This is a genomic window from Methylobacterium oryzihabitans (assembly GCF_004004555.2).
GTDB lineage: Bacteria > Pseudomonadota > Alphaproteobacteria > Rhizobiales > Beijerinckiaceae > Methylobacterium > Methylobacterium oryzihabitans.
The window spans coordinates 176,934-203,321 of record NZ_SACP01000007.1; the positions used below are offsets into that span (position 1 = coordinate 176,934).

Genomic DNA, 26,388 nt, shown 5'->3' on the forward strand with positions numbered 1-26,388 from the left:
GCTTGGCGCGGGCGTTCTAGTGCCCGAGTCTGGCGGCACCCCGAAGCCGGGACCAGCTTACTGCCGGCTGATGCATCAGCTACTTGCTTGGGCTTCGGCAAGTCCCCGCGCGATTTGGGCCTTGAGAACGAAGAGAAACTGGCCCAAAGCTTCAGCGAAATTCACCGACCGCTTCGCCTCTTCAGGTGAGACATGAGGGTTCTCCGCATCTACATGGCGAGGCCGGTTAGACCCAAGACGTACCGAATGCGCCCACTCGCCCATATCTTCTGTCAGAACGTGGTCTTTGACCGCCTGCTCAATGCGTTTGTAGACCGAACCTTCCGTGTAGTTTAATTCCTTCAGCATCGCATCAACCGCGCTACCAGCCATCACTGCGGCAGCATCAGGCGCATATATTGTCTCGTAAGCCTGCTGGAGAAATTTTCGCGCTATGGGCGGGATATCAGCGTGAGCGTATCGTGCATCTGGGTAGATAGATACAATCACCGGGTCTTGCCCGTATTCAGGATAACATCGCGCAGTAACTACTGATCCACAACTAGAACAGGAAAACGCCGCCCAAATATCCTGATTCTGTCCATCAGATCTATTTGTGAAAGACGGCTGCCAAAATCTATTTAGTAGAGGATTTGCAATTTGGCAGTGAGGGCATCGCGGCAATTGCAGGCTGCCTGCGAGTGTGTGTTGCGTCATTCTAAAACCTCCTGCACGCCTGCAATCAGTTTGTCGGATGTTTAGGGGTCACACAATCCTGAGGCCACCCTCGCGCCAGCGGATCAGGATTTCCCCCCGTACCCCCGCCCCCGGGGATGGTCAGGTGAGCATTGAGCCGGCCTCCGGTCCCCCTCGCCAGGGCAGCCTCCCGGCCCGGCATCAGGCTGCCTTCACGCCCCCGCCTCCCGGGCCAGCAGCACGTCAACCATCCGCTCCCACTCGGCCTCGATGAGCGCCGCCACCCGGGCCTGCCGTTCGATCCTCGCCACCTCGGCCGGCTCGATGTCACCGCCGCGGTCGGCTTGCTGCTGCTGATGGTCCATCCCTTCGGCTCCCGCTTGATGCCTGTCCTCCCGACCGCTTGATGATGGCCAAGGCGTCTTGAGAACACAACGGGAACAGAACGGGTGAGTGGCGGGATGGTTGCCGAGGCGTGCCGGTAGGCTGGGAGGTGGCGCGGTGCGGGCCTCCCGGGATCGGCAGCCCACCAGCCCGACCATCGGTATCCGTGTCATCATTCATCATCGAGCGTTGATGGGTATTGACACGGGAGATGGCGGGACTCAGCTTATGGCGATCACCGCCGAGGGCCGCCCACGTGACCACCTATGTCGCCTACTGCCGCGTGAGCACCGACAAGCAAGGCCGCTCCGGGCTCGGCCTCGAAGCCCAGCAAGCCGCCATCCAGGCCCACCTCAGGCCAACCGACGTGCTGCTCCAGCCGCCCTACGTCGAGGTTGAGAGCGGGAGGCGCACCGACCGGCCGCAGCTTCAAGCCGCCATCGAGCGGTGCAGGAAGACCGGCGCCACGCTCCTCATCGCGAAGTTAGACCGCCTGGCCCGCAACGTGGCCTTCGTGTCGAGCTTGAAGGATAGCGGGGTAGAGTTCCGAGCGTGCGACTTCCCAGACGCCAACCGGCTCATGGTCCACATCCTGGTGGCCTTCGCAGAGCACGAGGCGGAGCTAATCTCGCAGCGGACCAAGGCGGCCCTGGCGATGGCCAAGGCGCGGGGGAAGAAGCTCGGGGGCGACCGGGGCTATCGGCCTGAAGCAGCGCCCACGGCCGACGATGTGGCGAAGGCGACGGCGGTGCGGCAGCGGAAGGCGGACCATAAAGCCTTCGCCGTGCTGCCCGTGCTGGAGCGGCTGCAAGGGGATGGCGTGGTGGGCCTGAGCGAGTTGGCCCGGCGCCTCAACGAGATGGGCCAGCCGACGCCGCGGGGGAATGGGTCTTGGACGGCGACGGCGGTGAAGCGGGCCCTGGCGCGGGTGGCGGTGTGAGCCGCTCCTCAACCAGCTCGAAGCCCTTGGGCAGCCACGATGGCCTAGCAGGGTAGCGGCTCAGCAAGGCCCATGACTCGGCAGATACTCGGTGGCTCCTGGCGATGAGTTCGGCGGTGAATGCGTCTGCGTCTGTAGCCTTGAACATCGCCCACCATCGCGCGAATACCGGGCGGACGCTACAGCATAGGCTAACGCGAAGGGCCGGAGGCGTCGGGATTGCCGCCTGAACTTCGGGCGTCTGGTGAGGGGCCTTGGGCTGCGGCCTCGCGCCGCTCCAGCTCCGCCTCAACGGCGGCCCTCACAAAATCCGTCCGGTCCTCATCTTCTCGCACGACAGCCGCAATCCGCGCGAAGGTCCCCTCTGGGAACCGCGCCGACATGTCTTCAGCCCATCGCCTCTTTCTGCCCACCTGCCGGCGGCTAGGCGATTCGCAGTGCAGCATCAAGCTCCCCTTTTTCTCATATGAGGTATTGACGGTCATTAATCATATGACTTATCGATAGCTCATATCAGATATCGCGGGCGGCCGGCAGGGCAATCCGCGGCTGATGTAGGTCACCACCCCCGAAAACTGGCAGAGAGGCCGGGCGGCATCCTCGTGGATCCGCATCGGCGGAGCTTTGCCCGAGCTGCGAGCCACCCCGATGACCGTCCACCAGCGCCCCTTCGCGCCGGCCGATGCCGTGCGCCTCGACCTCAGCCGCCCGGCCGTGCCCCCGTCAGCCGTGAAGCTCACCGCCGCGGACGATCCGTCCCGCCTCGGAGCCCACCTGGACGGCGCCTCCCCCGAGGTGCGCCAAGCCGCCGTCGAGCGGTCGCGCCGCGTCCCCGAGCCCGGCGAGGTGCGGGAAGCCTGGCACACCCTGCCGGCCACCATCCGGGATCGCATCGGGGAGGAGGCGCTGCTGCACGCCTTCTTCGTGATCGCGGCTGACACGGAGGGCCGGGAGTTGGTCCTGGACGCGGCGGATCGGTGCGAGGACGTTGCCTCGGCAGCACTCACCCAATCCATGGTGCTCGCAGAGGAAGCCCTGCCGGACCTGTTCGGGACCGCCGAGGCCGAGGCGCCATGGGCCCGCGGCGGTGGCGCCGGGTTGGTCGCGGTGCAGCCCACGGCTCCCGAGGTGGTCTTGGGCCCTGACGGTCTCCCCGGGCTCGATGCCATCGCCACCGCCTGGGACCGCCTCACACCGGCTGCCCAGCGCGAGATAGGCGTCCAAGCCGCCGCCCTGGCCTTCTACGGCTGGGTTGCCGGTGATGACGACCACGCTCCCGCCGACAGGTGGTTCACGGAAGAAGCCGTCTCCCGGGGCGTCCGCGGGGAGGATCGGGCTCGTCCCCGCCTGGACGAAGCCGCGGAGCGGTTGCTGCCCGAGCTGTTCGGCGCCTCGGGGGAAAAGCCTGCCTGGGCTGAGACCACCACTACCGCCCCCGCTACCGTCACCACCGGCCCGGAGGTCTGACCCGATGACCGTCCATCAGACCCCGGCAGCCTTCACCCTGCCGCCCCTCTCGCCGCTTCAGGCCGCGATCCGACAGCATCGGGTCGCCCTCGCGCGGCTCGATGCCGCCCAAGACCTCGACGCGGAGGAGGAGCCCGAGGCGGGGCGGCTGGCGCGGGAGGCGGAGGTGCGGGCCTGGGCTGCCCTCATGGCGGCCCCCTGCCTCAGCCGTGCGGATGCCGCCAGCCTGGTGGCCCACGTCACGCCGAGCATCGAGGCGGACCCGTGCCCCGACCTTTGCTCCAAGCTCGTGGACGCCCTGGCGGCGGTCCTGAAGGCGGACCGGGAATCGGTAGCGGGGGAGGAGGGGGAGCCCTCGCCGATCACCCTCGCCATACGGGCCCATGAAGCCGCCAGGAGGGCGCAGGAGGCCGCCTCCCGGCTGCTGGAGTCCATCGCCCCGGCCGGGCTCGATGCCAGCTCACGGGCCGTCTGCGAGGCAGAGGAGGAGACATCGAGCCTCCTTCAGCAGACGCCGTGCGGCTCCCTCGCCGATGCCACCGCGCTGCTGGCCTACCTCCGGTCCGTCCTCGCCGACGCTCCCGACCTCAGTACCTTCGATAGGGCGGTCTTCATGGTCCGGGTGGCCGACCTCGGGCTGTTCGTCGGGGATCAGGAGGGGGAGGACGCGGGGGAGACCTCGGGCGGCCTTACGGATGCCATCGCGGCCCACCGCCGGGCCTGGGAGGTCTTCGCCGCGATGGGTGGGCCGGAGGGCGGGGAGGCGCACGATGCCGGCTCGCGGCTGCTGGAGATGCCTTGCGGCTGCCGGACGGGGGCGGAGGCGATGCGGGCGCACCTTCGCTGGTTCCTCCCGGAGCTGGAGGCGGCCGGGGAGGAGTGCCGGGACGGTGCCGCCGGGTATGAGCCCGAGCTGAAGGCCCGCCTGCGGGAGCTGGAGCTGTTCCTCGCGGGCCCTGTGGATGCCGGGGAGGAGGTCGGCCGGGTGGTGAACTCGGGGCGGGGTTGAGGTCTACTCTCGGGCGGCGTGAAGACGACACGAGGGAGAGGCCCCGATGGTCGCAAGCAACGTACCGGAGGCGATAGCCCGCGCCTTCGCTGATAAGGGGACCATCTCGGGGCCGGAGCTGTGCCGCCTCCTGCCGATGGATGCGGATACCTTGCGGAGGCACTGCGAGGCCGGGAACATCTCCTATGTGAGGCTCGGCCACGGTCACCGCCGGTCCTTCACCCTCGCGGCCATCTCCCGCTTCCTCGCTGAGCGGACGGTGACGGAGAGCCCTCCCGATCCCAAGCCCAGGCGGGTCGGCGCTCGGCAGCCGGCTCCGGGCTGGGAGGGTGGCGACTTGAAGGCGTTGCGCGAGAGCTTGCGAGCCGAGCGGCTGCAAAGAAGAGCGGGAGAGCAGCGATGACAGTCCCCGCCGCAGTGCTTGAAGCCTTCTCCGACCGGGCGGTGATCGGGCCCTCCGAGGTGTGCCGGCTCCTGTCGATCAACCAGCAGACGCTTCGCCGGCACTGCAAAGCTGGTAACATCAGCTACGTGCAGACGGGCTTCGGGGAGCGGTCGCCACGGCGAGCCTTCACCCTGGAGGCCGTCATGCGGTTTCTCACCGAGCGGAGCAGGATCCAGCCGTGTCAGTCAGCAAGTCGGACAAGAGCCCGTACTACCAGTACGACTTCTGGCGAGGCGGAAAGCGGTTTCAAGGCTCAACGCGCGAGACGGATCGCCGAGCGGCAGCAGGCAGCCGGAGAGCAGGCCAAGCGTAGGGCGGTGGCGCCATGATGATCCCGGCCCCCCTAGCAGCAGCCTTCGAGAAGAAGTCCACCATCTCCAGCGCCGAGCTGTGCGAGCTGCTGCCGATGGATGACGCCACGCTCCGCCAGCACGTCCGCGCGGGGAACATCGAGTTCATACGGCTGGGCCTCGGGGTCTCGGCGCCGCGGCGGTTCACCCTGGAAGCCGTGATGGCTTTCCTCGAAGAGCGGCGGGAGCGGGAGGCGCCGGCTGTGGGTCTACTGCGGGAGGTGGCTCGGCCCCTGCGCACCTCGCCAGGAGCAGCATCCGGGGCGGTCTCGGGCATCCTCGGGAGCCTGCTGGAGAAGCGCAGCGCCGCCACGAAGGCAAAGGTAGGCCGATGAGCTATTCGGCCCTCCCCGCCAACCACCCCCGCCAGCAGTAGCCCCGGGAAGCCACCCAGCAGCCCCGCCAGGACTCGCCAGGGCAATCCGGCATCCACCCTAGCCTGATGGGTCTCGTGGGCCCTGGCGGGGGTCCTGAGAGCAAATTGTAGTAGCGGAGGATATGAAGAGGGCAGCGCCATCACGGTGGCCGCGTGTCACCATGGCGGGGAGGCTTGGCGCAGGCGTGGGGCAGCTTCGCGACAGCTTCGGACCGCCAGGTAGACGCGCCAGCGTCACACCGACGAAGAGTGGGAGCGGATCTTTGGGCCTGACGACGGGGACGACGACTACGGGCTCCCGAGGATGGGCCGGGCGGATCGCCGCGCGGCGGGGCTGAAGCCGGCCAAGAGGTAGGCTGGAAGCGGGCTTAATGAAATCAAGGACTTAGAGACCCCAAATAGCTTCGTATATGAAGGGGGCCTCTAGGTTATAGCTATAGGAGACATAGGAGGGAGAGACCAGCAGATGCGTTAGCATCGCATCCCATCTCCTTCCCCTTGGTGGGTCACTGCGAGGCACATGAAGGAGCAGTGCTCAAAGTGACATTAGTGTCACCAAGGCTAGACCTAGGGGCCTTCCTCGAAGCATCTGGAGAGGAGGAGACACAACCATCACCGACAAGGCTCAAGGGGCACTGGATGCCCTGCTAGTCTTCCTCACCTCCCTGGTTCCCCTCCTAGTGGTGGCCTGGAAGGGACGGAGGCGGGGGCAGCCACCCTAGCGAGGGGATGGTGCAGAGGGTGACCACCACCGAGGGCAGTCCCCTCATGGTCACCTCATGCACTGCCTCATGCCCAGCTCAGGGGATCAACCGGGGAGGAGGATGGGATTAGGGGGTCTTGGAAGGACGGAAATCCTATCGCCCCTGGTCCTGAAGGCCAACTTCAGGTCCCGCCCGCAGCCCGCTCCAGAGGCACCAGCAAGCTGCGCACAGGCATGTCAATTAGCATCGTGGCCGCATCTAGCCGAAGGGACAGCTTGGTGCCTGATACTCCTGGTCCCAGAATGCCTTGACCAGGGAGAGGCAGAGTGTCGCTACAACACGTAGCATAATGAGAAGAGATAGCTCCCCGCCAGCCTCCAAGCTCCAGCATTCTGGACCCCCTGCGAGATGCCCCCGAGCGGGGCAACGGCGGTGGCACTCCTCAGCCCCCGACCCTTGATGCCATTAGGAATAGAGACCTACCACCGAGAGATACCATCGGTGGCGCCTAAACCGGTCACCCTATCAGCCTCGCCGAAAGCCACCCCGCTATGGCCAAGCGCAAAGCCCCCTCCAAGCCGCCCCCGACCCCTCCGGCTGCCACAAGTACCCCGAAGGTCCGCAAGGTCTACCCGAGGCCCCGCTTCAAGTATCCTCCCGCCACCGCGGCGACGGTCGAAGGGCTTCTCACCTATCACGATCAATGGGTGCGCTACGCTCTGGAGCCTGAGGTTGCCCCGGCGCCCGACCGAGAACTGCTCCTGAGGGGTCTCCCGCAGGGCTACGTCGCCTCCGCCAACCTCGCCGTTGAGCATGATCGGGTGGTAGTCAGCTTCAAGGCTGCCCCGATGTGCCAGTACAAGCGGGACGAAGGGCTGACCGCTCATACGGTCCCCTTGGGCTTCTTCGTGCTCCGCGCCCTGTCCCTGTTCGAGGGGCATGCGTTCGACAACAGCTATCGGGGGCCGCCTGATGCGGGCGGTATCGTGCTGCTGGCGGCCGGCTTCACGCTGCCCCGCCTGCTTGCTGATGCCGACGCGGAGGAGGTGGTGGCACAGTTGAACGGGAGGGATGACCTCTGCCCGTGGTCTCTCCGCGTAGAGCCGGGCCGGCACCGGGCGCTCCGGGGTAGGCAGGAGGCCATCGCCCACGCCCTGCGCCGATACGAACGTCACGCCGCCGCTTGGGGCTTGGCAGACATCATCACCATCGAGACCTACGAGGCCCTGCTCAAGGGCGCCTTCCGCCTGTTCGATGCCGAGCACGGCAAGCACTTCCTGCGGCCCCTGAGCGGTCGCTGAGACCCCTTCGAGCGTCGTAGCCGCCCCGGCTCCGCTCCTCACCCATCACAGCTCCCGCCCCCTCGCACCCATCCGGCACCTCGCCGGGAGGGCGATGCCTCATGCCCGCTTCATGGCGGCTCAGGGCTCGGGTCGGCGGCTGTGACCACCCGGCAGGATCACCCTGCCACATCGCCAACCATAAGGACTCAGCCACCCCATGCTGACCGATACCGTGAGCGCCACTCCCACCACCGTCACCCGGCGCCGTTCCTCGAAGTACCCCCCGACCACCCGGGAGGCCCTGACGGCGACCCTGGCCCTCTACAACCAGGCCGTGGGCCATCTTCAGGACCCCGAAGGCCACCCCGCGCCGGACCTCGGGCTTGCCCAGGCTGGCCTCCCGCAGGGGTCAATCTCGGCCATCAGCATCGCGGCCCCGCACCCGCTCTACGGCCCCGTGCTGGATTTCCGCATCGGCGAGCGTAACCCCCGGCAGGCGCCCGCTTCGGGCATCCTCATCCTGCGGGGTCTGTCCCTGTTCGGGGGAGTGCCCTTCATCGATACGAACAAGAAGGGCGGCCGGGAACAGCACTACGTCGAGGTGCTGGCGGAGGGCTTCACCCTTCAGCGGCTCATGGCCGGCGCCGAGGTGGGCCAGTCGGTCCGGCTTCTCGGCGACCATCACGACCTCACCCCCTGGTGCCTCAGCGTCGAGACCGACAGCCCCCGCGCCAAGCGGACCCGGGCGGGTGCCATCGCGCTCGCCCTGAAGCTGTACGACCGGAACGCCCGGGACTGGGGTCTGTCCGACCTCCTCAGCCGGGAGGAGTACGAGGCTTTCCTTCGAGGCGCCTTCCGCCTGTTCGATGCCGAGCACGGGCGGCACCTCCTGCGGCCGGTGGGTCTCACCGCCGGCTAACCCTCTGAGGCGTAAGGCGGTGGGATTTAGCACTGCCGACCGCCCCCGACTTCCCCGAGCCTCGCCCCTAGCGGGCTGACGGCGGGGAGGCAGAGGCCAGGGCTTGGTTCACGTGGGGTGGCGCCGAGCCCTGGCCAGCCTGTCCATCATCCCAGCCACCCCCGCACCGCTTGCCCCTTCGGCGAGCTACCCCTCACATCGACATTAAGGAACCCACCGGATGGCCCGTGCGCCTTACCGGGGCGTCGAGCTGACGGAGGCCCTGCGCCCCGTCGCCTCGCCCGTAGACACCTTCGTGACAGCCCAAGCCCCCTCGCGGGATACCAATCTGCAAGACCTCGCCCGCTCCCTCTCGGGGCTCGGAGGCTCCCTCCAGTCCTTCGTGCAGAAGCGGGATGCCGAGGCGGAGGAGGCCGACCGTCTCCGGGGAGAGGCCGCCTTCTACAGCCAGACCGAACAGGGCTTCGCCGCAGGCGTAGCATCCGATGCGGTCCCGGCCCAAAGCTCCCCCGCCTTCCTGCGGGGCTTCAAGCAAGCTCAAGGCAACGTCGCCGGAGGTCAGCTTCAAGAACAGCTCGCCGCCGCCTACGATGCCTGGCCCGAGAAGACCTCGACCGACCCGAACGCCTTCAACGGCTTCCTTACGGGCTTCCTCAAAGACAAGATCAAGACTCAGGACGGGGACGTCCTCCGGGGCCTCCTCCCGCACGTGAGGCAGGCCAGCGCCAACCTCCAGCAGCGCCATATCGGCGACGTGTCGCGGGCCGCCAAGGAAGGCTTCGCGACCGCCCTTTCGGCCCGGGGGGAGCAGGTCCTCGACGCCGCAGACACCGCCGGCCTCGCCTCGAAGAAGGGCACCGACTACGTGGGCGCCTTCGGCGAGCTGGAGGCTATCCGCGCGGACGGCTTGAAGAAGGGCCTCAGCGAGACCGACCTCGATACGAAGCTCATCGATACCGTCACCACCGCGGCCATCACCAAGCGGGACCCGAAGCTCCTGGGCTTTCTGGACCGGAAGGTGCCGGGCAAGGACTATACCTGGGCCAACACCCCGTATGGCCGGGACCAGCGCCAGAAGACCATCGATACGCTGGAGACGATGGGACGGCGGTCCATCCAGGAAGACGAGAAGCGGCGCCGGGAGGAGAAGGCAGCGGCGAAGGACGATGTGACGCGAGACACCATCCTCGCCATCACGAAGGACCCGCGGGCCCCGCTCCCGGAAGCCCTGCTGGCCAGGGGCGAGAAGGTGGACCCGGACTTCCGCATCAACGCCATCCGCTGGCGGGATGAGGTCGGGAAGGGAGAGCGGACCTCGGACCCGGAGGCCCTTCTCGCCGTCACCACCGACATCATCAACGGGGGTGGGCTCCAGCGGGTGCAGCAGGGCATTCGCGATGGTGTCTTCCGCAATCGGGCCGACCTTGAGCACGCCTTCAAGTTCGCCGAGGGCATGAAGACGGAGGGGCCGAAGCTGGAGGAGATGCTTCGCGTCGGCACCGCAAAGACCATCATCGACACGCTGAAGAAGCAAACGGCCGTCGAGAAGGACGCCTCCAAACTCCTCTTCGATGACGGCTCGATGTCGCGCGAGGGTTTGCAGGCCACGTCCGACTACAAGCAGGCCCTCATGAGCTGGCTGCTGGAGAACCCGAGGGCCACCAGCTTGGAGCGGGAGAAGGCCGCCCAGACCATCGGCGCCGCCTTCCTGGACCGGCTCAAGCAGCCGGAAGGTCCGATGAGCACGACCTACTATGATCGGACCGGGCTCGACACGGCCAACACCTTCGGGGCCGCAGCGCCTCCCGGTGGCTCGGCGCCTGTCGCAGCGCAAGCCCCCGCTCCCGGAGACACCCCGCAGGGTCGCGTTCCCCCTCCGCCCCCTCGCGGCACCGTCACCCGGCCCAACCCCCTCGCGCCGCCCCCGCAGCAGCCCGCCCCGCAACCGGGTGGTCTCCCAGCGGTGGACGACTTCGGGCGGCCTCTCGAAGCCGTGCAGCCCGCCGCCCCGTCGCAACCTGCGGGTCCGGCACAGGGCCAGCCTCAGGCCACCACCGCCCCGGCTCCGGCCCTGCCCGTGGCACCTCAGGCCCGGCCTGCCGCTCCCCCTGCCGCTGCCCCCGCCACCCCGGCGCCCACCTCCGAGGCGGCTCAAGGCTGGTTCCAGGGGTTGGCGCCGGAGACCCGGGCCGCGCTGGAGCAGATGGCCACCGCTCAGAAGAAGCCGCTCCCCGCGGTGGTGGACGATGCCTTCCGCAGGGCCGTCGCGGCGGGTCGCGTGAAGGCCCCGGTCGCCCCCGCCGCTCCGGCCTTGGGCCGTCAGTCGGAAGGGCCCCGCGCACCGGACGGAACGCCCATCGAGCCCGCCTCCCTGCCTTCCTCGCCCAAGACGGAGGAGGTCGGCCGCGCCTTCTCCCGTGCCATCGAGGGCGCCTACGTCGGCTCCGTCACCTCCGATGGCACCTCCGCCATCGTCAACGGGCACACCTTCACTGGCACCACCACCCCCGATCAGGTCGCCCGCCGCTTCGAGGGGTTCGGGGAGGCCAACCCGCAGCACCGCCAGGCCCTCACCGCCTTCCTGTCGAAGTCGGCAGGCCAGACCATCGATCCCGTGAAGGTGCCCTGGTGCGCCGCCTTCGTGGATGCCGTCCTGGACGCCTCCGGCAAGACCAAGCGCGGGTCGCTCCGGGCGGTGGACTTCCTCGACTACGGCACCGGCACCGCGCAGCCCACCCGCGGCGACGTGGTGGTCTTCAAGTCCATGGCCGCCGGCTCGACCGGGCATGTCGGCTTCGTGGTCGGCATCGAGGGGGATCGCGTCCGCTATATCGCCGGCAACGACGACAACCGGGTCCAGGAGGATACCCTGCCGCTCAGCAAGGTCGCCGGCTTCCGCAGGCCGCCCGAGGCCGGCACCCCGACCGCCTTCGCGCCGAGCCGGGAGGTGGCCGAGCGGTTCGCCTCCGTGCTCGGGGCCACCGCGCAGCCGGCGGGAGGGTATGCCTCGCGGGAGCTTCAGGCCGATCCTCGGGCCGCCCGCATCCTCGACTTCGTGGCGGGCCCGGAGAGCGGGGGCAACTACAACGCGGTCTTCGGCAATGCGGGGGCCACCGAGGACCTGAGCAAGCGAACCCTTGACCAGACCATCGCGTGGTCGCGGGATCGGGGAACCGCATCCTCCGCCACCGGCCGCTTCCAGTTCATGGCCGGGACGCTGGAAGGACTGAAGAAGGAGCTGGGTCTGTCCGGCCGGGAGGCGTTCACGCCGGAGCTTCAGGACCGCATGGCGCTGGCCCTGCTGAACCGCCGGGGCTACCGGGACTTCGCCACCGGCAAACTCGGCACGGAGGACTTCGCGAACGAGCTGGCGAAGGAGTGGGCGGCCCTGCCGAACTTCACTACCGGCCGCAGCCACTACGCGGGGGACGGGGTGAACAAGGCCCTCGTGTCGCCGTCGCAGGTCCGGGCGGCCTTGGAGGGGACCGGCGCCTTCCCGGGCTCCCGCCTCGCGCGGGCCGCTCAGACCCTCACCTCCGCCGTCTCCGGCTCGGGGGTGGCAGGCCGCATCCGGGGCATGTTCTCCCGGCCGGCAGCCCTCCCGTCCACCCCGCCGGCCTCCGACCCTTACGCCAACGCCCCGGCAGGACAGGCGGCCCGGCTTCGGGAGACCAACCCGGACCCGGTGGGCAACTCGGAGACCGTCCTCGCCCAAGTCCCGCCGCAGCTCGCCGAGGTGATCCGCAAGGCCCAATCCGACAACCCGAGGCGCCGCTTCGTGGTGGTCCGCAGCGGGGACGGAGAGGGGGCCGAGGTCTACCCGGTGGATGCCGAGGGCAGGGTGGTCTTCGAGCCCGGCCAGCAGCAGGCCGCAATGTCTGCCATCAGGCTGGCGGCTGACCAGCTCGGCGTCGGGGTGAACCTTCAGGGCCTCCGCGAAGGGCGGCCTCGGGTGGCCCTGGCGCAGACCCGGAGGGCGTGACGGATGGACGGCAGCACCACCACAACCCCGGACGGAGAGGCCACCACCGTGACGGACGATCATCAGCACCACCATCACCAGCAGCAGCAGCCCGAGGCCGAGCCTGAGGGCGTGGCGTTCGATATCCAGCGGGCCTTTGAGCGCGTCTTCGAGGAAGAGGAGGAGCGGGTCCGGCAGGCCGCGATGATCGACGCCGCCGTAGAGCGGTGGGTGCGGGAGAAGGGGCTCAACATCCTGCCGTTCCCCGAGCACCGCACCCGCAAGCCCACCGCCTAGTCGCGGCCCCCGGGCCCTCACCACCACCAGCATCACCACCACCGGGCGGGGCCTCATGCCTCGCGCGAAGGCGCCCCCGTGCCTTGGCCCCGCCCGGTCCCCTTTCCGCGTCCGCATCCCACTGAGAAGGAAGGCCCCTTTGACACCGGACGAAATCCGCCAGCTCATGGCCGAGCCCCCGGCTCCGCCCCCCGCAGCCCCGCAAGCCGCCCCGCCGCCGGCTTCCGGCTCAATGACGCCCGACGAAATCCGGGCGCTGATGGCCGAGCCCGAGCCCTCCGCCGCCACTGCACCGCCGCCCCCTGCCGACTTGCAACCGGTTGCACCTGCCGAGGCTGGAGGGGGTCTGTCGCCGGAGGAGGTCCGCGCCTTCGCCAGCACCCCGGCCCCCGCCGCCGCCCCGGCCCAGCCCTCCGGCGCCCCCGCGGTAGACGAGTACGGTCGCCCACTGGAAGGCGCCTTCGCGCCCGACATCAAGACCGACCCCTCGGGGCAGGTAGCGGCCTCAATCGTCACGGGTGCCGCTAAGTCGATCTATGAGACCAAGGACTTCATCTTCGGCAAGACCGCCGAGGAGGACAAGTCACCGACCCGCCGGGCCCTCGAAGGGCTCGACCGGGAGCTTGCCCAGGAGTCCATCGCCAACTCCTTCGTCTCCGGCCTCTCCCAGTTCGCCACGGGGATGCTCGGCGCCGGTAAGCTGGTGGGTCTCGCCAAGGCGGTGCCGGCGGTGGGCGGGGCTATCGGGGCGCTGGAGGCCAGCCGCAAAGGCGCCCTCGCCCTGGAGACCGCCAAGGCCGCTGCGGTGGGAGCCGTCGCCTTCGATCCCAATGGCCCCCGCCTGTCCGACCTGATCGTCTCCAAGGGCCCGTCCTGGCTCCAGAACCCCGTCAACAGCTACCTCGCCGGGGACCCGAACGACTCCGCCGCCATCGGCCGGATGAAGAACGCCCTGGAGTCCATCGGGGTGGACGTGGCCCTGGTGGGCGTCTTCGCGGCGAGCCTGAAGGGCTACGCCTGGGTGCAGGCCCGGAAGGCTGGCACGGCGACCCCGGAGGCAGCCGACGCGGCCCTCTCGGAACTCGGCACGGCGGTGGCCCACCAGGAAGCGAAGCTGGCGGCGAGCAAGGGCGATACGGCTGCCGTCGAGGCGCTGCGGGAAGCCCACCCTCAGGCCGTGGCCGACGCCGAGGCGGCGCTTGCGCTGGAGCGTCCGGCGGTCCCACCTGCCGATGCCCTCGCGTCCGGCGCCATGTCAGCCCGGAGCCCCCGGCGGTCCCTGGCGGAGCGGGAGGCGGCCGGAGAGGCGGTGGACTACGGGCCGGATGCCGCCGCGATGCCGGCTTCGGCGCAGCGTGACGCCACGGTCTCGGCGCTGCCCGACGAGGTTCTGCCCGGGGCGGGGGTGAGGGAAGGGGGTCTCCCCGGCACGGTGCCGGCTCAGGCCGAGCCCTCCGGTCTCCAGCTTCTCGGCATCACCGACGATCAGGTCTCCCGGCTCATCGCCCACGGCCGGGCCGACACGGAACAGCTCCTCTCCCCGGGCGGCTGGGACGGCGCCATCGAGCGCGGCTACAGGTTCGGCGACGGTGGCCGCATCCCGTGGCAGAAGCTCAGCGTAGAGCCCGGCCACGAGCCCGGCCGCTCGCCCCTCGATCAGGTCATCCGCCGGGTCTCCGATGAGTTCGCCGGGGAGATCGCAGCGGCCAAGGGCGGGGATGCTGACGGCGTGCTCTCGGACGCCATGGCAGACCGTATGGTGGCGCAACGGGTGGCCATCTACGGCGACGATCCGGCCGAGCTGATGGGCACCCTCCAGCTCGCCGGCTCGAATGCCCGGGAGATGGTGGCCGATGTTGCCGCCGCCGACCTCATTACACTGCGGGCCTCCCAGGACGCGCAGAACCTCGCGGACCGCATCAAGCTCGGGATGCTGGAGGAGTACGGCGGGGACCTCTCGGCGGCCATGACGGCCCTCCGCGGCCACTACCAGGTGGCAGCCACGGCGCGGGCCCACTCGGCCACCATCGTGTCGAACGCCGCGCGAACCCTGCGCCGGCAGAGGACGGAGTTCGGCTACAGCCTCGAAGACGTGGCCGCGATGGGCAAGCTCTCGGATGCCGGGATGCTGACGCTCATCGAGTCGGCGGGCAGAGACCCCCGGGTCGCGGACAGGCTGCTCCGGCAGGGCTTCTGGAGCAAGGTGGTGGATGATGCCTCGTACCTGTACGTCAACAACCTCCTCTGGGGGCTGCGGACCCACTTCGTGAACCTCTCGACCAACCTGTATATGGTCGGGGCCCGCCCGCTGGAGCGGATGATCGGCGGGGCGGTGCAGGGGGATATGGCCCGGGTCGCCGAGAACGCCCGGCAGTACAGCTACCTGTTCGGCGCCTTTCACGAGTCGTGGCGCGATGCCGTCCGCACGTGGCAGACCGGGGAAAGCATCCTCGCCCCGCACGCCGCGGAGGTCAGCGCCTCCTCAGCGGGCCGGTCGGTCAACTGGGTCGCCGAGGGCTTCCGCCCGTGGGACAGCATCCCGAGCATCCTGAGCAATGCCTATACCGGGTTCATGAAGGCGGCCGGCACGCCGACCCGGGCGCTTGGCTCCGTGGATGAGCTGGTGAAGCAGGCGGTCTACCGCTCCAAGGTCATGGCGGCGGCCCACGGCGAGGGCATCGCGGCGGGGCTGGAGGGACCAGCCCTAACGGAGCACGTCCGGCGGACCCTCGACGCGGCCTTTGACGATGCCGGCCGGGCGGTGGACCTCAAGGCCCTCGAAGAGGCCAACATCGCCACCTTCCAGCAGGACCTCTTGCCGAAGACCCTCGGCTCGGGCGTGCAAGGTATGGTGCAGAACGTGCCGGCCCTGCGCTTCGTCCTGCCGTTCGTGAAGACCCCGACCAACGTCCTTCGGATGGGCTGGAAGATGACGCCGGGGCTCAACTTGGCGCAGACCGAGTTCCGCCGAATGATCCGCGGCGACATGGGCCAGGAGGCTCAGGCGCAGGCCATCGGGCAGGCCGCCATGGGCTCCCTCTTCATGGCCACCGCGGCGATGCTCACCCATGCCGGCTACGTGACCGGCGGCGGGCCGGAGAAGGCGGAGCTGAAGCGCCAACTCATGGCCACCGGATGGCAGCCCTACAGCTTCGTCATCCCCGGGGAGGATGGGCGACCCACCTACGTGAACTTCGGCCGCTACGATCCCATCGCGATGCCCTTCGGCATCATGGCGGACGTGGTGGATATCCTGGAACGGGACCACGATGGCGACGGCTTCGGGGAGCAGGCGACGGCGGCCCTCGGCGGGGTCTTCCTCTCGCTGGTCAAGCAGCTCGGGCAGAAGACCTACCTGACCTCGCTCAACGACACGATCACCGCCATCACCAGCCCGGAGCGGGGTCTCTCGAAGGTGGCGGGGCAGACCGCGGCCAACTTCGTCCCCTTCGCGTCGGGCCTCCGGTTCGCCAACCCGGACCCGCTGATGCGGGAAACCCGGGGCGTGGTGGATAAGATCATGGCCACCGTCCCGGGCCTGTCCGAGCGGCTGCCGGCGCGGCGAGACGTGTTCGGAGACCCCCTCACGGTCCATAAGGGGCTGTGGGTCACCGGCTCCGGCAGCATGGTGGATGCCGAGGTGCGGCGCATGATCGATGAGGCGGGGGTCAGCCCGTTCGGTCCTCCCAGCTCGACATACCGCGGCGTGGACCTTCGCGACCTCCGCACCGTGGATGGGCGCAACGCCTATGAGGTCTATCAGGAGCTAGCTGGCAAGCCGGGCTCAGGGCCGAGCCTCAAGGAAACCGTGGCCCGCATCATGCTGACCGAGGCGTATGGGCGGGCACCGGACGGCGATGCTGACCAGAAGGGGACCCGCCAGGCGATGCTCACCGGCACCGTGGCGAAGTTCCGGGAGGCGGCCGGGAAGCTGCTGCTGCGGGACGCCAATGTGCGGAAGGCGGTCTTTGAGCAGCGCGTGAAGGGGAACGCCGCGGTGGCCCGGAAGGATGGCGTGAAGTCGGACCGTGAGGTCGGCGCGGGGTATCTGGAGCGGCTTGGGAGGGCGACGGGGCTGGACCTGGGAGGGGTCCCGGCGGGGTCGGAATAGGCCAGCAGCAGCCGGCGGAGAGGTGACTGTCTCTCCGCCGCTCTCCGGTGCGGTGACAAGTGCTTAGAGGTGCCTTTGGATGCCGGCGGCAGCGTGCTCTTGAGCACATCACTCAGCCCTCTCCAAAGAGGGGCTGACAGCGCCGAACAGGATTGATAGAGAGACCGCCCCCCGACAAACGCTCATTTTCCGCAGAGCAGACCGCATGAACGAGTTTGTCTCGGATATTGAGCTTGATTTCCCTCCGGGTATATCGACCGTCCCCTTCGGTGATGAGCACTACATCGAGTTTCGCCTAGGATTCCTGCCTGAGACCAGGCGGATTGTAATTATGTCGATTATACTTATGGAAGGTGGTTCTGCCCTGCATTCTTCCAGTGGGGTTTTTGATCTAAGATTTGGCATTAGGCTTAAATACATGGACAAGGATTGGGATGTAACGCCAGTAGATTTTAGTCAGGAAACAAAGCGAGATTTCATTCACCCCAATCACCGAGAAACCGTTCTTAATCTTATAATGCGAGGCGTATGCGAGTTGGTAACAGAGGTTAATCCACCTCTCATCACCATGTCTACCTACGATACGGAACTTCCGCCTCAGGCACTCGTTAAATATGCGGCAATAGCAGAATGCTTAAATGGGCTGGGGTACCGGACGGCGGACGCGTACCTTAGCGCGGATGGGAGGCACCGATGGGTATTTGCCCCCACCTCTTGATAGCCCCAACCGAAACCCCTAGGTTCCCGCTATGAACGCGAGGAGGCGTCCATGACCACACTCTCAAGGCGGCAGCTGGAACAGATCAGCGACGCAGCGGGTCGGCACTTGGCCGAAACGCCTGGGAGAGGTGCGCCTGTGGCTGACCGCCACATCGCCCGCTTCGAAGAGCTGATGGCCCTTCGTGCTCAATCGCAACAAGTTGCCCCGCAAGTGCGCGTTGCGCAGAGAGCGGCACCGCAAGTGCGTACCAGCGTGCGTCTTGGCTCGTTTGAACTTGCCATGGCACTGCCTGATCGCTAGTTGTGCAGGCTGCATGGTGCATGCAAGCAGGGCCTCGCTCCGGCGGGGCTTTATCGTTTTAGGAGCCGACTGGCTCTCTTAGCTCACCTCATACCGCGGCAGCTTCGCCACGGCCTCCGCCATCGCCTTGACCGTCACCTCGCCGTAGCCGCCCCCCGCCGTCCTCGGGGCGTGCCCCTGGATGGCATCAAGCACCCTGTCGCCCATCCCGGCGCTCAGACCCTCCGTCTTGAAGCGGTGCCGCCAGCCGTGGTTCGGGGCGACGTTCGGGTCCGGCACGAGGGACCGGGCGAACTCCGTCAGGCGGTTCTTCAAGCCCTGGAGCGGGCCGAGCACGTCGCCCTCCCTGCCGAGCTTCAGGAACAGATGGCCGGCCGGGGCCTTCGCGACGAACTCCGGGAAGCCTAGCTCGACCAAGTGCGGGTGCAAGACCACCTCCCGCGCCTCATTGGTCTTCACGGTGCCGGCCTCGGGCGTGATGGTGATGAGCCAGTACGGACCCTGCTGCCGGAGGTCTTGCTTGCGGAGCTGCGCCAGCTCGCCCACCCGCGCCCCCGTATAGGCGGCAAGCCACGGCACCCAACGCTTGGCGGCGGCCGTCTGCGGGCGCTCCCCCTTCCCGGGCTGGTACGCGAGGGCGGCCCGGAGGATCGCGTGGGCCTCCGCGTCGCTGAGCCCCTTGCTCCGCAGCTTCCGCGCCTTGCCGAGCTTCAGCGTCACGTCCTTGGCTGGGTTGCTCGCCATCCTCCGGTTGGCCACGGCCCACGCGAAGATGGCCTTGAGCCCCGCGATGTCGCTGTCCTTCACGGTCTTGGCCGAGATCGTCTTGCCGGTGCGCGGGTTGATGGTGGCTAGGCGGTGATCCTTGAACCCGAGCACGTCCTCCGCCGTCACCCGGCCCGCATCATCATGCTTCAGGTAAGCCACGAAGGCCGCCACCGTGTTCCGGTAGCTCTCATGGGTGCTGGGCTTCAGGCCCGCCGCCTGCCGCTCCGTCCACCAGTCCGCCACGAGGCCCGTCAGGGTGGTCTTCCCGGCGGGGACAGGCGCGGGCTTGGCCGGCTCGGGCCCCCTCCCCTGCTGCTCAGTCTGCCATTCCGGGAAGCGGTTCGCGTTCGGGTCGGGGCTGTAGTCGCCTCCGGCATTGCGCTCCCGGGCCGCGAAGGCATCTCGCAGGGCCCGCGCGAAGGCATCAAGAAGCACCGCCCGCGAGTCGGCATCCACGCTGGAGACGCCGCGAGCCAGCAATAGGCGGTCCACCAGGGGGCCTAGCGTCGGCTCCAGGCCCGCTGTGTCGTCGGCCTCGATGGCGGCTTCAAGCTTCCCCCGGGCCGAGGCGAAGGCCGCTTCCTCCTCCGCCGGCATGCTGCGGGCCCGCTCCCAGCGCCCATCAGGCATGTGCTGCACGGCAATGGTGCGGCCGGCTCCGCCGTCAGACCACGCACGATAGAGTTCCCCCGCCAAGGCCGTGGCCTGCTGATGGCTGAGGGCGGCGGGTGCGTCAGTGCGCAGGCTGACCCAGAACCGCTCAAGGGCCGCCGCGGCTTGCCCCTGGCGAGCCTTGGCCTCTGCGGGGTCTCGGGTGCGGAGCGAGAAGCGGACGCTGCGCATCGTAGCGGTGAAGCGGACGCGGACCGTCTCGCAGCCAAGAGGCAGCACCAGCGTGCGGCCGGCCACCAGCGGGAGGACGTCTCGGGGGATGCGTTGGGTGAACTGAGGGAGGGAGGAGTCGGACCGTTTCACCGGGCGAACGAGCCTGAAGAGCATCTCTGTAGCACGCCGTTGTAGCACGGTCGGCTCAGCGTATCGCTCTAAGAAGGCTCAACTTTCTGAGGCCACTAGCCTTCTGAGAAAGTTGGTGCCCAGGAGAGGACTCGAACCTCCACGGCTTGCACCACTGGTACCTGAAACCAGCGCGTCTACCAATTCCGCCACCTGGGCCCGAGGTGCCTTGCGGCGCCGCGGTGGGGTTCGTTTAGTGGGCGCCGCGGGCAGCGTCAACGCCGTTCTTCGCCGGGCGTCGCGAAAAGTCGTGGGGCCGGCGACGGCCCGGGCGGGGCGGCCACGCTCGTCCGCTGGCGGCCGTCCTCGACCGACCGGAGCGGAATTGCGGATTCCAGCGCGGGCGGATTGCATTCGCTTCTCGCGCCTGCGAAAGAACGGGTCGTGCAAGCGCAGGCCAATAACTCGCCCCCGTCGCAAGGATGCCGATCCTGCGGCCCATGCGGAAACTCCCATTGTAACTTAAGTCAATCACCGAAGATCCCGGCCGGGCGGCAATCGAAATGGGTGAGGATCCCAGGCACGGGCGGACATGGAACGAGCCATGACCCTCATTGCTGCCCGGCTCAGATGACGAAACCTGATACCCGATCGATGATGCTCGCGGGACGTGCGCGCCGACCAGGCGTCAGCAATCCCGCCCGGGCCGGCCGGCCCGCTCTTCGTCTGCAGCCGCATCGGCGGCACAGCGCCCCAGGATCGCGCAGGAAGCCGTGATGACGTCGAAGCCGAACCACTCCGTGCAGGCCCTGAGCGAGATCAGCCGGCTCGCGATCGAGCAGCCGATCGTCTCCTTCGACATCTTCGACACCCTCGTCCGGCGCCGGTTCCTGGCGGTCAACGAGGTGCACGACACCGTCAGCGCCTACCTGCTCGGCCGGCTCGGCCGCTTCGGGACGGTCGGCCCGGGGCGGCTCACCCTGGCGCGCTACAACACCGGCAACTTCCTCAAGACCTCGCCGCACCTCGCGATCGAGGAGCCCGACCTGGAGACGATCTGGACGCAGGTCCTGAGGAGCTTCCCGGGCGCGGCGCCCCACGACGAGGGCCTCGTGCGCGACGTGGTGCGGTTCGAGTACGACCTCGAGTTGCAGAACCTCGCGGCGGTCGACGGCGCGGCGCAGATGCTGGCGCGCCTGAAGGCCCGGGGCAAGCGGCTGATCGCGGTCTCCGACATGTACTTCCCGGGTGCGTGGATCGAGGAGATCCTCACCCGGCTCGGCCTGCGGGACTTCTTCGAGCACGTCTTCGTCTCGCTCGACGAGGGGGCGACGAAGCAGACCGGTCGGCTGTTCGAGGTGGTGCTCGACCGGCTCGGCGTCGCGGCGTCCGACGTGATGCATTGCGGCGACAACCCGCATTCCGACATCGCCATGGGCCGCGGGGCCGGGCTGGCGGTGACGCATGTCGACCAGCACGCCCACCTGCACCTCGAACGGCCCGCCTACGGCCGCCGGCCCGACATCCACGACGAGATCGCCGACCTCGTCAAGCTCTTCCTGCTGCACACGCGCTTCCACGCGCTCAACAACCGCTCCGACCACCTGTACTTCCTGAGCCGGGACGGCCTGCTGCTGAACCGGGTCTGGCAGGACTGGGACTGGCCGCTGCTGCGGGACCACCTCGCCGGCATCGGCACCTCGGACCTGTTTCTCAGCCGGGCGACCTCGTGCTGGCTGGCCCTGAACTTCAACGCCGACTGGCTGCCGCAGGCGATCGGATTCGCGTTCTGGCTCTGCCACGGGCGGGCGACCGGGCGGCAGATCTCCGACCTGCTCGGCATCGCCGAGGTGCCGGAGGTCCTCGGCGGCGGCAGCTACGACTCGGCGACGCAGTCCGACCTCGTCGTCCAGGCCTACCGGCGCGCGACGCTGTCCGAGGCCATCCGGGCCTCGCTGCTGCGCAAGCGCGGCCTCGCCGAGCGCTACCTCGACCAGCTCGGCTTCTTCGAACACCGCCGCGTGACGCTGTGCGACGTCGGCTATTCCGGCACGGTCGCGCGCGACCTCAACAGCTTCTTCCTCCAGGAGAGCCCGCGCGCCGGGGCGCCGCGGCCGCCGACCATCGACCTCGCGCTGATCGCCACCAACGGCAACCACGCGCAGAACGCCGTCCTGGCCCAACCCTACGTCGTCTTCGCCGCCCGCTCCCTGCTCGAGAGCCACGCGATGCCGGCCTCGCTCGTCGACAGCTACGCCTGGCTCGAGTTCTTCTTCAAGCATCCGACCTACGGCCCGCTCCTCGCCTACGAGGCCCGCGGCGACCGGGTCGCGCCGTGCTTCGAGACCGGCCCCACGCCGGAGGCGGAGTACCCGAGCGAGACCGTGCTGAAGGCGGCCGGCCACCGGCCCGAGGACGTGATCCTGCTTTGGATGGCGCTGACCGAGCACTGGAGCTTCCTGACCGAACCGCTGCTCGCGCGGTTCGCCGCCCCGGACCTGCCGACCCTGCGCCAGATGCAGGCGGAGATCTACGAGGCCGACGCGGTCAGCGGCCGGCGCCGCTCGGTCGCCGCCGTGCTGCCGGACCTGTCGGCCGACGAGATCTACCGCTACGCCAAGCGGCACGATTACTGGATTCCCGGCTCGATCCTGGCGAGCGCGCGGCGCGTGCCCGACGCGGCGCCGTCCCCGGCGGCGGCGGCGCCCCGCCGCTCGGTGCTCCGGCGGGTCCTCGACGACCGGCGCGTCCGCAGCCTCGTCGCCCGCCGGCTCCTGCTGCGCCGCGTCCGGTCGGGGGCGCGGCCGTTCGATCCGGACTTCTACCGGGTCTACCACCCCGACCTGCGGCTGATGGACGACGCGGCGCTGCTGCGCCACTTCCTCGATTTCGGCATCCGCGAGGGCCGGGCCGGAACGCCCGAGGACCTGATCGCGCGGCTCGAGCGCGGACGCGGCCCGCTGCCGCCGGATTTCGACCCCGAGGAATACCAGACCCTCCACCCCGATCTCGGCTTTGTGGAGCCCTGGCGCGCCAAGGAGCACTACCTCGTCTTCGGGCGCCAGGAGGGACGGGCCTACCGGGGCGATTTCGGGTTGCAGGACGACGAGTTCGCCGAACTCGTCAGCCGCGGCCTCGTGCGCCTGGATCCGGCCGAGCAGGCCGAGCGGGACGGCGGGATGCCGGTGAGCGCGATCCTGTTCCGGCGCGCCGGCCTGCGGCGCGGCGCCTGGCTCCATCACCTCCAGGTCGCCGAGTTCCAGGCGCTCAACGGCGGCTGGTCCGGGCCGCTGGTCTCGCGCGCCCATGCCGTCGCGGCGTTCCTGCGCGAGGGGATCACCCGGCTGGCGCCGCTCGGCCTCGCCAGCCGGTTCGATCCCGCCTTCCACCGCGGACGCCATCCGGAGTTGGGCGACCTCGACGACGAGGCGCTGTACCGGCACTGGCTCGACCAGGGCGCGGGCGCCGGCGAGCCGCCCTCGGCCGCGGCCCGGCTGACGGCGCTGGTCGAGCAGCAGGACTTCCCCTCCGCCTTCCGGGTCGGGCTGTTCCGCAGCCGGCACGCCGCCCCGGCCGCGGACGAGGACGCCCCCGCCGGAGCCGGCGGGGCGGCCGCCCCCGACGACGTCGACCTGCTGGCCCGGTTCATGGACGGCGACTACACCGCCTTCCCCGATCTCGTCGACGGACCGGGCGCGGCGCGGCTGTGGGAGGTCTACGCCCGCCGCGCCCGCGGCCGCGGGCTCCTCGACGCCGCCCGCCAGGGCTACGAGAACGCGCTGCGGGCCGGCGGCACGCCGGGGCGGATCTGGCACCAGATCGGCGACATCGACCGCGTGCAGGGCCGGCCGGCGCAGGCGCTGGCCGGATTCCAGACGGCGATCGACGCGGGCCGCACCGACCGCTGGTCGTACATCGAGGGCGCCGGCCTGGCCGCGCGCCTCGGCGACTTCGCCCGTGCCCTGGCGATCCTGGCGGCCGGCCGCGCGGCCTGGGCCGACAAGGAGACGTGGCGGCGCGCCCGCGACGGCGTGCTGCGGAGCTGGTTCGACCACGCCGCCGCCGAGCCGGCCGCGGCCGGCCTCCCCGCGTTCCTCGCCGGGTTCCGCGCCGCCGTCGCGGAGGAGGTCCCGGCCTTCGGGCCGCGCCGCCTGCCCGGGCACGAGACGCTGGTGGTGAGCGACGGGTCGCTGTTCGACGGCGAGGGCGGCGACGAGCGCTCCGGCGAGGCCGGCCTGCGGGATCGGTTCGGGCCCAACGTCCGGCTGGTCCGCCGGGAGCGGCGGGCGGAGGCGGTGGGCCGGCTGCCGTGGGCGTCCTGCCTCGTGCTGCACGAGGCCCGCGCCGATCTCGACGTGATCCGCCTCGCCGAGTACGCCCGAGCCCTCGGCATTCCGGTCCTCTACTGGATCGGCGGGTTCGACGGGCGCGCCGCGCCGCCGTTCCGGGGCTCGCCCGGCCCGGCCCTGCGCGCCCTGCTGTCGTGCGAGCGGGCGCGGTTCGCGATGGGTCTGTGCGACAGCGGCGTCGCGCCCCTGCCCGAGGCCCTGCTCGCCCTGGAGGCGCTCACCCGCGACCGCCGGGCGGTCTGCATCGGGGCGCTGGCCCGCCCGCCGGCGGCGCAGCCCGGGCCGGCCGGCGCCGCGACCGTGCTGGTCCGGCTTCCCGGCGGCGAGGTTCCGGCGGAGATGACGGCGCTCCTGCGCACGCTCCTCGCCGAGCGCCCCGGCCTCCGCGTGCTCCTCGGGGCCGGCCGGGTCCCGCCCGATCTGCTCGCGTTCGCCCACCGGGTCCGTGCCGTTCCCCTCGGCGGCCTCGACGGACGCGACCTCGACGTGATGCGGCAGGCCGCCTGCGTGATCGACCTCGCCGGAGCCGACGCCTCCGGCGCCGAGGCCGCGGCGCTCGGCCTGCCGTGCCTGCATGTCGGCCGGAGCGCCCGCCCCGGCGCGGACGCGTTCGGCCAGCCGGCGGCGGGCTGGCGCGCGGCGGCGGGAATCCTGCGGCACTGGATCGACGAGCCGGAGCGGCGGCGCGAGACCGGGCACCGGGCGCGCGCGGCGTTCGAGGCCCGCTACGTCCCGGCGACCGGGCCGGCCGTGCCGCGGCCGCCGACGCCGCGCCCGGAGCGACCGCGCATCCTGTTCGCCAACGTGTTCTTCCCACCCCAGACGATCGGTGGCGCGACCCGGGTCCTGAAGGACAACGTCGACCTGTTCCTGGAGCAGGCCGGCGACGCCATCGACTTCGCGGTCCTGACGAGCGACGACGACAACGACGCCAGCGGCGCGGCGCGGATCGACGCCTATCGCGGCATCCCGGTGTTCCGCATCGCGACGCCGCAGGAAATCGACATGGACTGGCGGCCGCACAATCCCCGGGTCGGCGAGTACGCCGCCGAGGTGATCCGGCTGGTCAAGCCGGATCTCGTCCACATCCACTGCCTCCAGCGCCTCTCGGTCGCGGTCGCGGAGGCGTGCGAGGCGGCGGGCGTGCCCTACCTCGTCACCCTGCACGACGCGTGGTGGCTGTCGGACTACAGCTTCCTCACCGACGAGGACGGCCGGCTCTGCCTCCCTGGCCGGAACCTCCCCGAGCAGGAATTCTCGCGCCGGATCGGCCCGGCCGAGAGCCTCGCCCGCGGCGAGCGGCTGCGCAGCGCGCTCGGCAAGGCCCGCGCGCTGCTGTCGGTGTCGGAGCCGTTCGCCGACCTGTTCCGGTCCTGCGGCTTCGAGGCCCGGGTGGTCGCCAACGGCGTGTCGCGCCTCGACCCGGCCGAGCGGGTGCCGGCCCGGGGCCGCGTGCGGCTCCTCCATCTCGGCGGCACGCAAGCCCACAAGGGCGCCTACCTGATCGAGGCCGCCCTGCGCGCGACCGCGTTCGCCCACCTCGAACTGACCATCGTCAACCTGTTCCGCGATCCCGGCGACGACAGCGAGACGGTGTGGGGGACGACGCCGGTGCGCATCCTCGGCAAGGTGCCGTCCGACCGGGTCGCCGAACTGTACGCGAACGCCGACGTGCTCGTCGCCCCCTCGACCTGGCCCGAGAGCTTCGGCCTCGTCTCGCGCGAGGCGGCGGCGAGCGGCTGCTGGGTCGTGGCGAGCCGGCTCGGTGCCATGGGCGAGGTCGTGCGCCCGGGCGAGAACGGCTTCCTCGTCGACGTGGCCGGCCCGGACGACCTGACTGGCGTGCTCCGGCGGATCGACGCCGACCCGGACCGCTACACCCGGCCCCCCGCCCACCGGCCCGCCCTGCGGACGGCCGACGACCAGGGACGCGAACTGCTGGAGATCTACGCGGCGCTGCTGGCCGAGGCCGGCCGCTGAGCATCCGTCCGCCGGCCGTGAACGACCGGCGGAGGGATGCGGGTGCAGGACGTCGGCGGACCTGCGGAGGGCCGCTCCGCCGGGGCGGCCCGGGCTGTCGTGCTCAGATCAGGATGGTGCTCAGGGCCGCCGCCACCGCGGCACCCGCCACCGCGAAGCCCAGGATGACGACGCTGCTCACCTGATCGACGGTCTCGACCGAGCGGCCCTGCGGGACACCGTGCGGATGGCCCTGGATCGGGCGGGGATCGTTGCCGGCCATCGTGATCTCCTTGGCGTCCTGCCCCCGGAAGCGGGGGTCCTGCACCCAAGACGCGGGGGTCCTGCCCCCGGAAGCGGGGGCTCAGTCTCGTCAACGCGCCCGGAGCGCTCCGGTGCGAGCGCGGCCGTGGCGA

At 69.7% G+C, this 26,388-nt stretch carries 15 protein-coding genes and 1 tRNA gene; 11 read left to right on the top strand and 5 right to left on the bottom strand.

The genetic code is table 11. From position 1 onward, the window contains the following. Window positions 1-75: 75 nt before the first annotated feature. Together EOE48_RS09545 and EOE48_RS29140 are read right to left on the bottom strand one after the other, a co-directional pair. Complete coding sequence (locus tag EOE48_RS09545) at window positions 76-696, bottom strand: DUF4145 domain-containing protein (protein WP_127728561.1); 621 nt, start codon at window positions 694-696, stop codon at window positions 76-78. Window positions 697-887: 191 nt separating this feature from the next. Beyond that, complete coding sequence (locus tag EOE48_RS29140; RefSeq protein WP_187371364.1) at window positions 888-1,040, bottom strand: hypothetical protein; 153 nt, start codon at window positions 1,038-1,040, stop codon at window positions 888-890. Between the two features lie 275 nt (window positions 1,041-1,315). Between EOE48_RS29140 and EOE48_RS09550 the strand changes: the two genes are divergently transcribed. From EOE48_RS09550 to EOE48_RS09600, 10 genes are all read left to right on the top strand, one after another. Next, on the top strand, window positions 1,316-1,999 hold the full coding sequence (locus EOE48_RS09550) for a recombinase family protein (protein WP_246154075.1): 684 nt from the start codon (window positions 1,316-1,318) through the stop codon (window positions 1,997-1,999). A 648-nt stretch (window positions 2,000-2,647) separates the two neighbouring features. Next, a complete protein-coding gene (locus EOE48_RS09560; RefSeq protein WP_127728564.1) occupies window positions 2,648-3,466 on the top strand; it encodes a hypothetical protein in 819 nt (272 codons plus the stop codon). Window positions 3,467-3,470: 4 nt separating this feature from the next. Further along, the gene (locus EOE48_RS09565; protein ID WP_127728565.1) at window positions 3,471-4,475 is read left to right on the top strand and encodes a hypothetical protein; all 1,005 of its coding nucleotides are present in this window, start codon (window positions 3,471-3,473) and stop codon (window positions 4,473-4,475) included. A 770-nt stretch (window positions 4,476-5,245) separates the two neighbouring features. Next, window positions 5,246-5,605 (top strand): helix-turn-helix domain-containing protein, encoded by a 360-nt coding sequence (locus EOE48_RS09570; RefSeq protein ID WP_127728566.1) that lies wholly within the window; start codon window positions 5,246-5,248, stop codon window positions 5,603-5,605. A gap of 1,452 nt (window positions 5,606-7,057) precedes the next feature. Further along, window positions 7,058-7,651 (top strand): hypothetical protein, encoded by a 594-nt coding sequence (locus EOE48_RS09575; RefSeq protein ID WP_127728567.1) that lies wholly within the window; start codon window positions 7,058-7,060, stop codon window positions 7,649-7,651. A 199-nt stretch (window positions 7,652-7,850) separates the two neighbouring features. Further along, a complete protein-coding gene (locus EOE48_RS09580) occupies window positions 7,851-8,552 on the top strand; it encodes a hypothetical protein (protein WP_127728568.1) in 702 nt (233 codons plus the stop codon). 220 nt (window positions 8,553-8,772) lie between these two features. After that, the gene (locus EOE48_RS09585) at window positions 8,773-12,534 is read left to right on the top strand and encodes a CHAP domain-containing protein (RefSeq protein ID WP_127728569.1); all 3,762 of its coding nucleotides are present in this window, start codon (window positions 8,773-8,775) and stop codon (window positions 12,532-12,534) included. A 3-nt stretch (window positions 12,535-12,537) separates the two neighbouring features. After that, a complete protein-coding gene (locus EOE48_RS09590; protein ID WP_127728570.1) occupies window positions 12,538-12,810 on the top strand; it encodes a hypothetical protein in 273 nt (90 codons plus the stop codon). 232 nt (window positions 12,811-13,042) lie between these two features. After that, a complete protein-coding gene (locus EOE48_RS09595) occupies window positions 13,043-16,921 on the top strand; it encodes a hypothetical protein (RefSeq protein ID WP_127728571.1) in 3,879 nt (1,292 codons plus the stop codon). 205 nt (window positions 16,922-17,126) lie between these two features. Further along, entirely contained in the window at window positions 17,127-17,639 is a 513-nt protein-coding gene (locus tag EOE48_RS09600) for a hypothetical protein (protein ID WP_127728572.1), read from the top strand. Between the two features lie 381 nt (window positions 17,640-18,020). On the opposite strand, the gene EOE48_RS30195 is transcribed toward EOE48_RS09600, so the two are convergent. Both EOE48_RS30195 and EOE48_RS09610 read right to left on the bottom strand, forming a co-directional pair. Beyond that, the gene (locus EOE48_RS30195) at window positions 18,021-19,619 is read right to left on the bottom strand and encodes a DUF6538 domain-containing protein (protein WP_281292741.1); all 1,599 of its coding nucleotides are present in this window, start codon (window positions 19,617-19,619) and stop codon (window positions 18,021-18,023) included. Between the two features lie 179 nt (window positions 19,620-19,798). Beyond that, window positions 19,799-19,883: transfer RNA gene (locus tag EOE48_RS09610), tRNA-Leu, on the bottom strand. Between the two features lie 557 nt (window positions 19,884-20,440). Here EOE48_RS09610 and EOE48_RS09615 point away from each other — a divergent pair. Further along, complete coding sequence (locus EOE48_RS09615) at window positions 20,441-25,993, top strand: HAD-IA family hydrolase (RefSeq protein ID WP_127728574.1); 5,553 nt, start codon at window positions 20,441-20,443, stop codon at window positions 25,991-25,993. 103 nt (window positions 25,994-26,096) lie between these two features. On the opposite strand, the gene EOE48_RS09620 is transcribed toward EOE48_RS09615, so the two are convergent. Next, the gene (locus EOE48_RS09620) at window positions 26,097-26,300 is read right to left on the bottom strand and encodes a hypothetical protein (RefSeq protein ID WP_127728575.1); all 204 of its coding nucleotides are present in this window, start codon (window positions 26,298-26,300) and stop codon (window positions 26,097-26,099) included. Window positions 26,301-26,388: the final 88 nt, after the last annotated feature.

What these genes read in the sequence shown, in the direction of transcription:
- EOE48_RS09600 (WP_127728572.1), top strand. Translation starts at nt 17,127, where the DNA reads ATGAACGAGTTTGTCTCGGATATTGAGCTTGATTTCCCTCCGGGTATA.
- EOE48_RS09585 (WP_127728569.1), top strand. Translation starts at nt 8,773, where the DNA reads ATGGCCCGTGCGCCTTACCGGGGCGTCGAGCTGACGGAGGCCCTGCGC.
- EOE48_RS09580 (WP_127728568.1), top strand. Translation starts at nt 7,851, where the DNA reads ATGCTGACCGATACCGTGAGCGCCACTCCCACCACCGTCACCCGGCGC.
- EOE48_RS09560 (WP_127728564.1), top strand. Translation starts at nt 2,648, where the DNA reads ATGACCGTCCACCAGCGCCCCTTCGCGCCGGCCGATGCCGTGCGCCTC.
- EOE48_RS29140 (WP_187371364.1), bottom strand. Translation starts at nt 1,040, where the DNA reads ATGGACCATCAGCAGCAGCAAGCCGACCGCGGCGGTGACATCGAGCCG.
- EOE48_RS09615 (WP_127728574.1), top strand. Translation starts at nt 20,441, where the DNA reads ATGACGTCGAAGCCGAACCACTCCGTGCAGGCCCTGAGCGAGATCAGC.
- EOE48_RS09570 (WP_127728566.1), top strand. Translation starts at nt 5,246, where the DNA reads ATGATGATCCCGGCCCCCCTAGCAGCAGCCTTCGAGAAGAAGTCCACC.
- EOE48_RS09590 (WP_127728570.1), top strand. Translation starts at nt 12,538, where the DNA reads ATGGACGGCAGCACCACCACAACCCCGGACGGAGAGGCCACCACCGTG.
- EOE48_RS09565 (WP_127728565.1), top strand. Translation starts at nt 3,471, where the DNA reads ATGACCGTCCATCAGACCCCGGCAGCCTTCACCCTGCCGCCCCTCTCG.
- EOE48_RS09595 (WP_127728571.1), top strand. Translation starts at nt 13,043, where the DNA reads ATGACGCCCGACGAAATCCGGGCGCTGATGGCCGAGCCCGAGCCCTCC.
- EOE48_RS09545 (WP_127728561.1), bottom strand. Translation starts at nt 696, where the DNA reads ATGACGCAACACACACTCGCAGGCAGCCTGCAATTGCCGCGATGCCCT.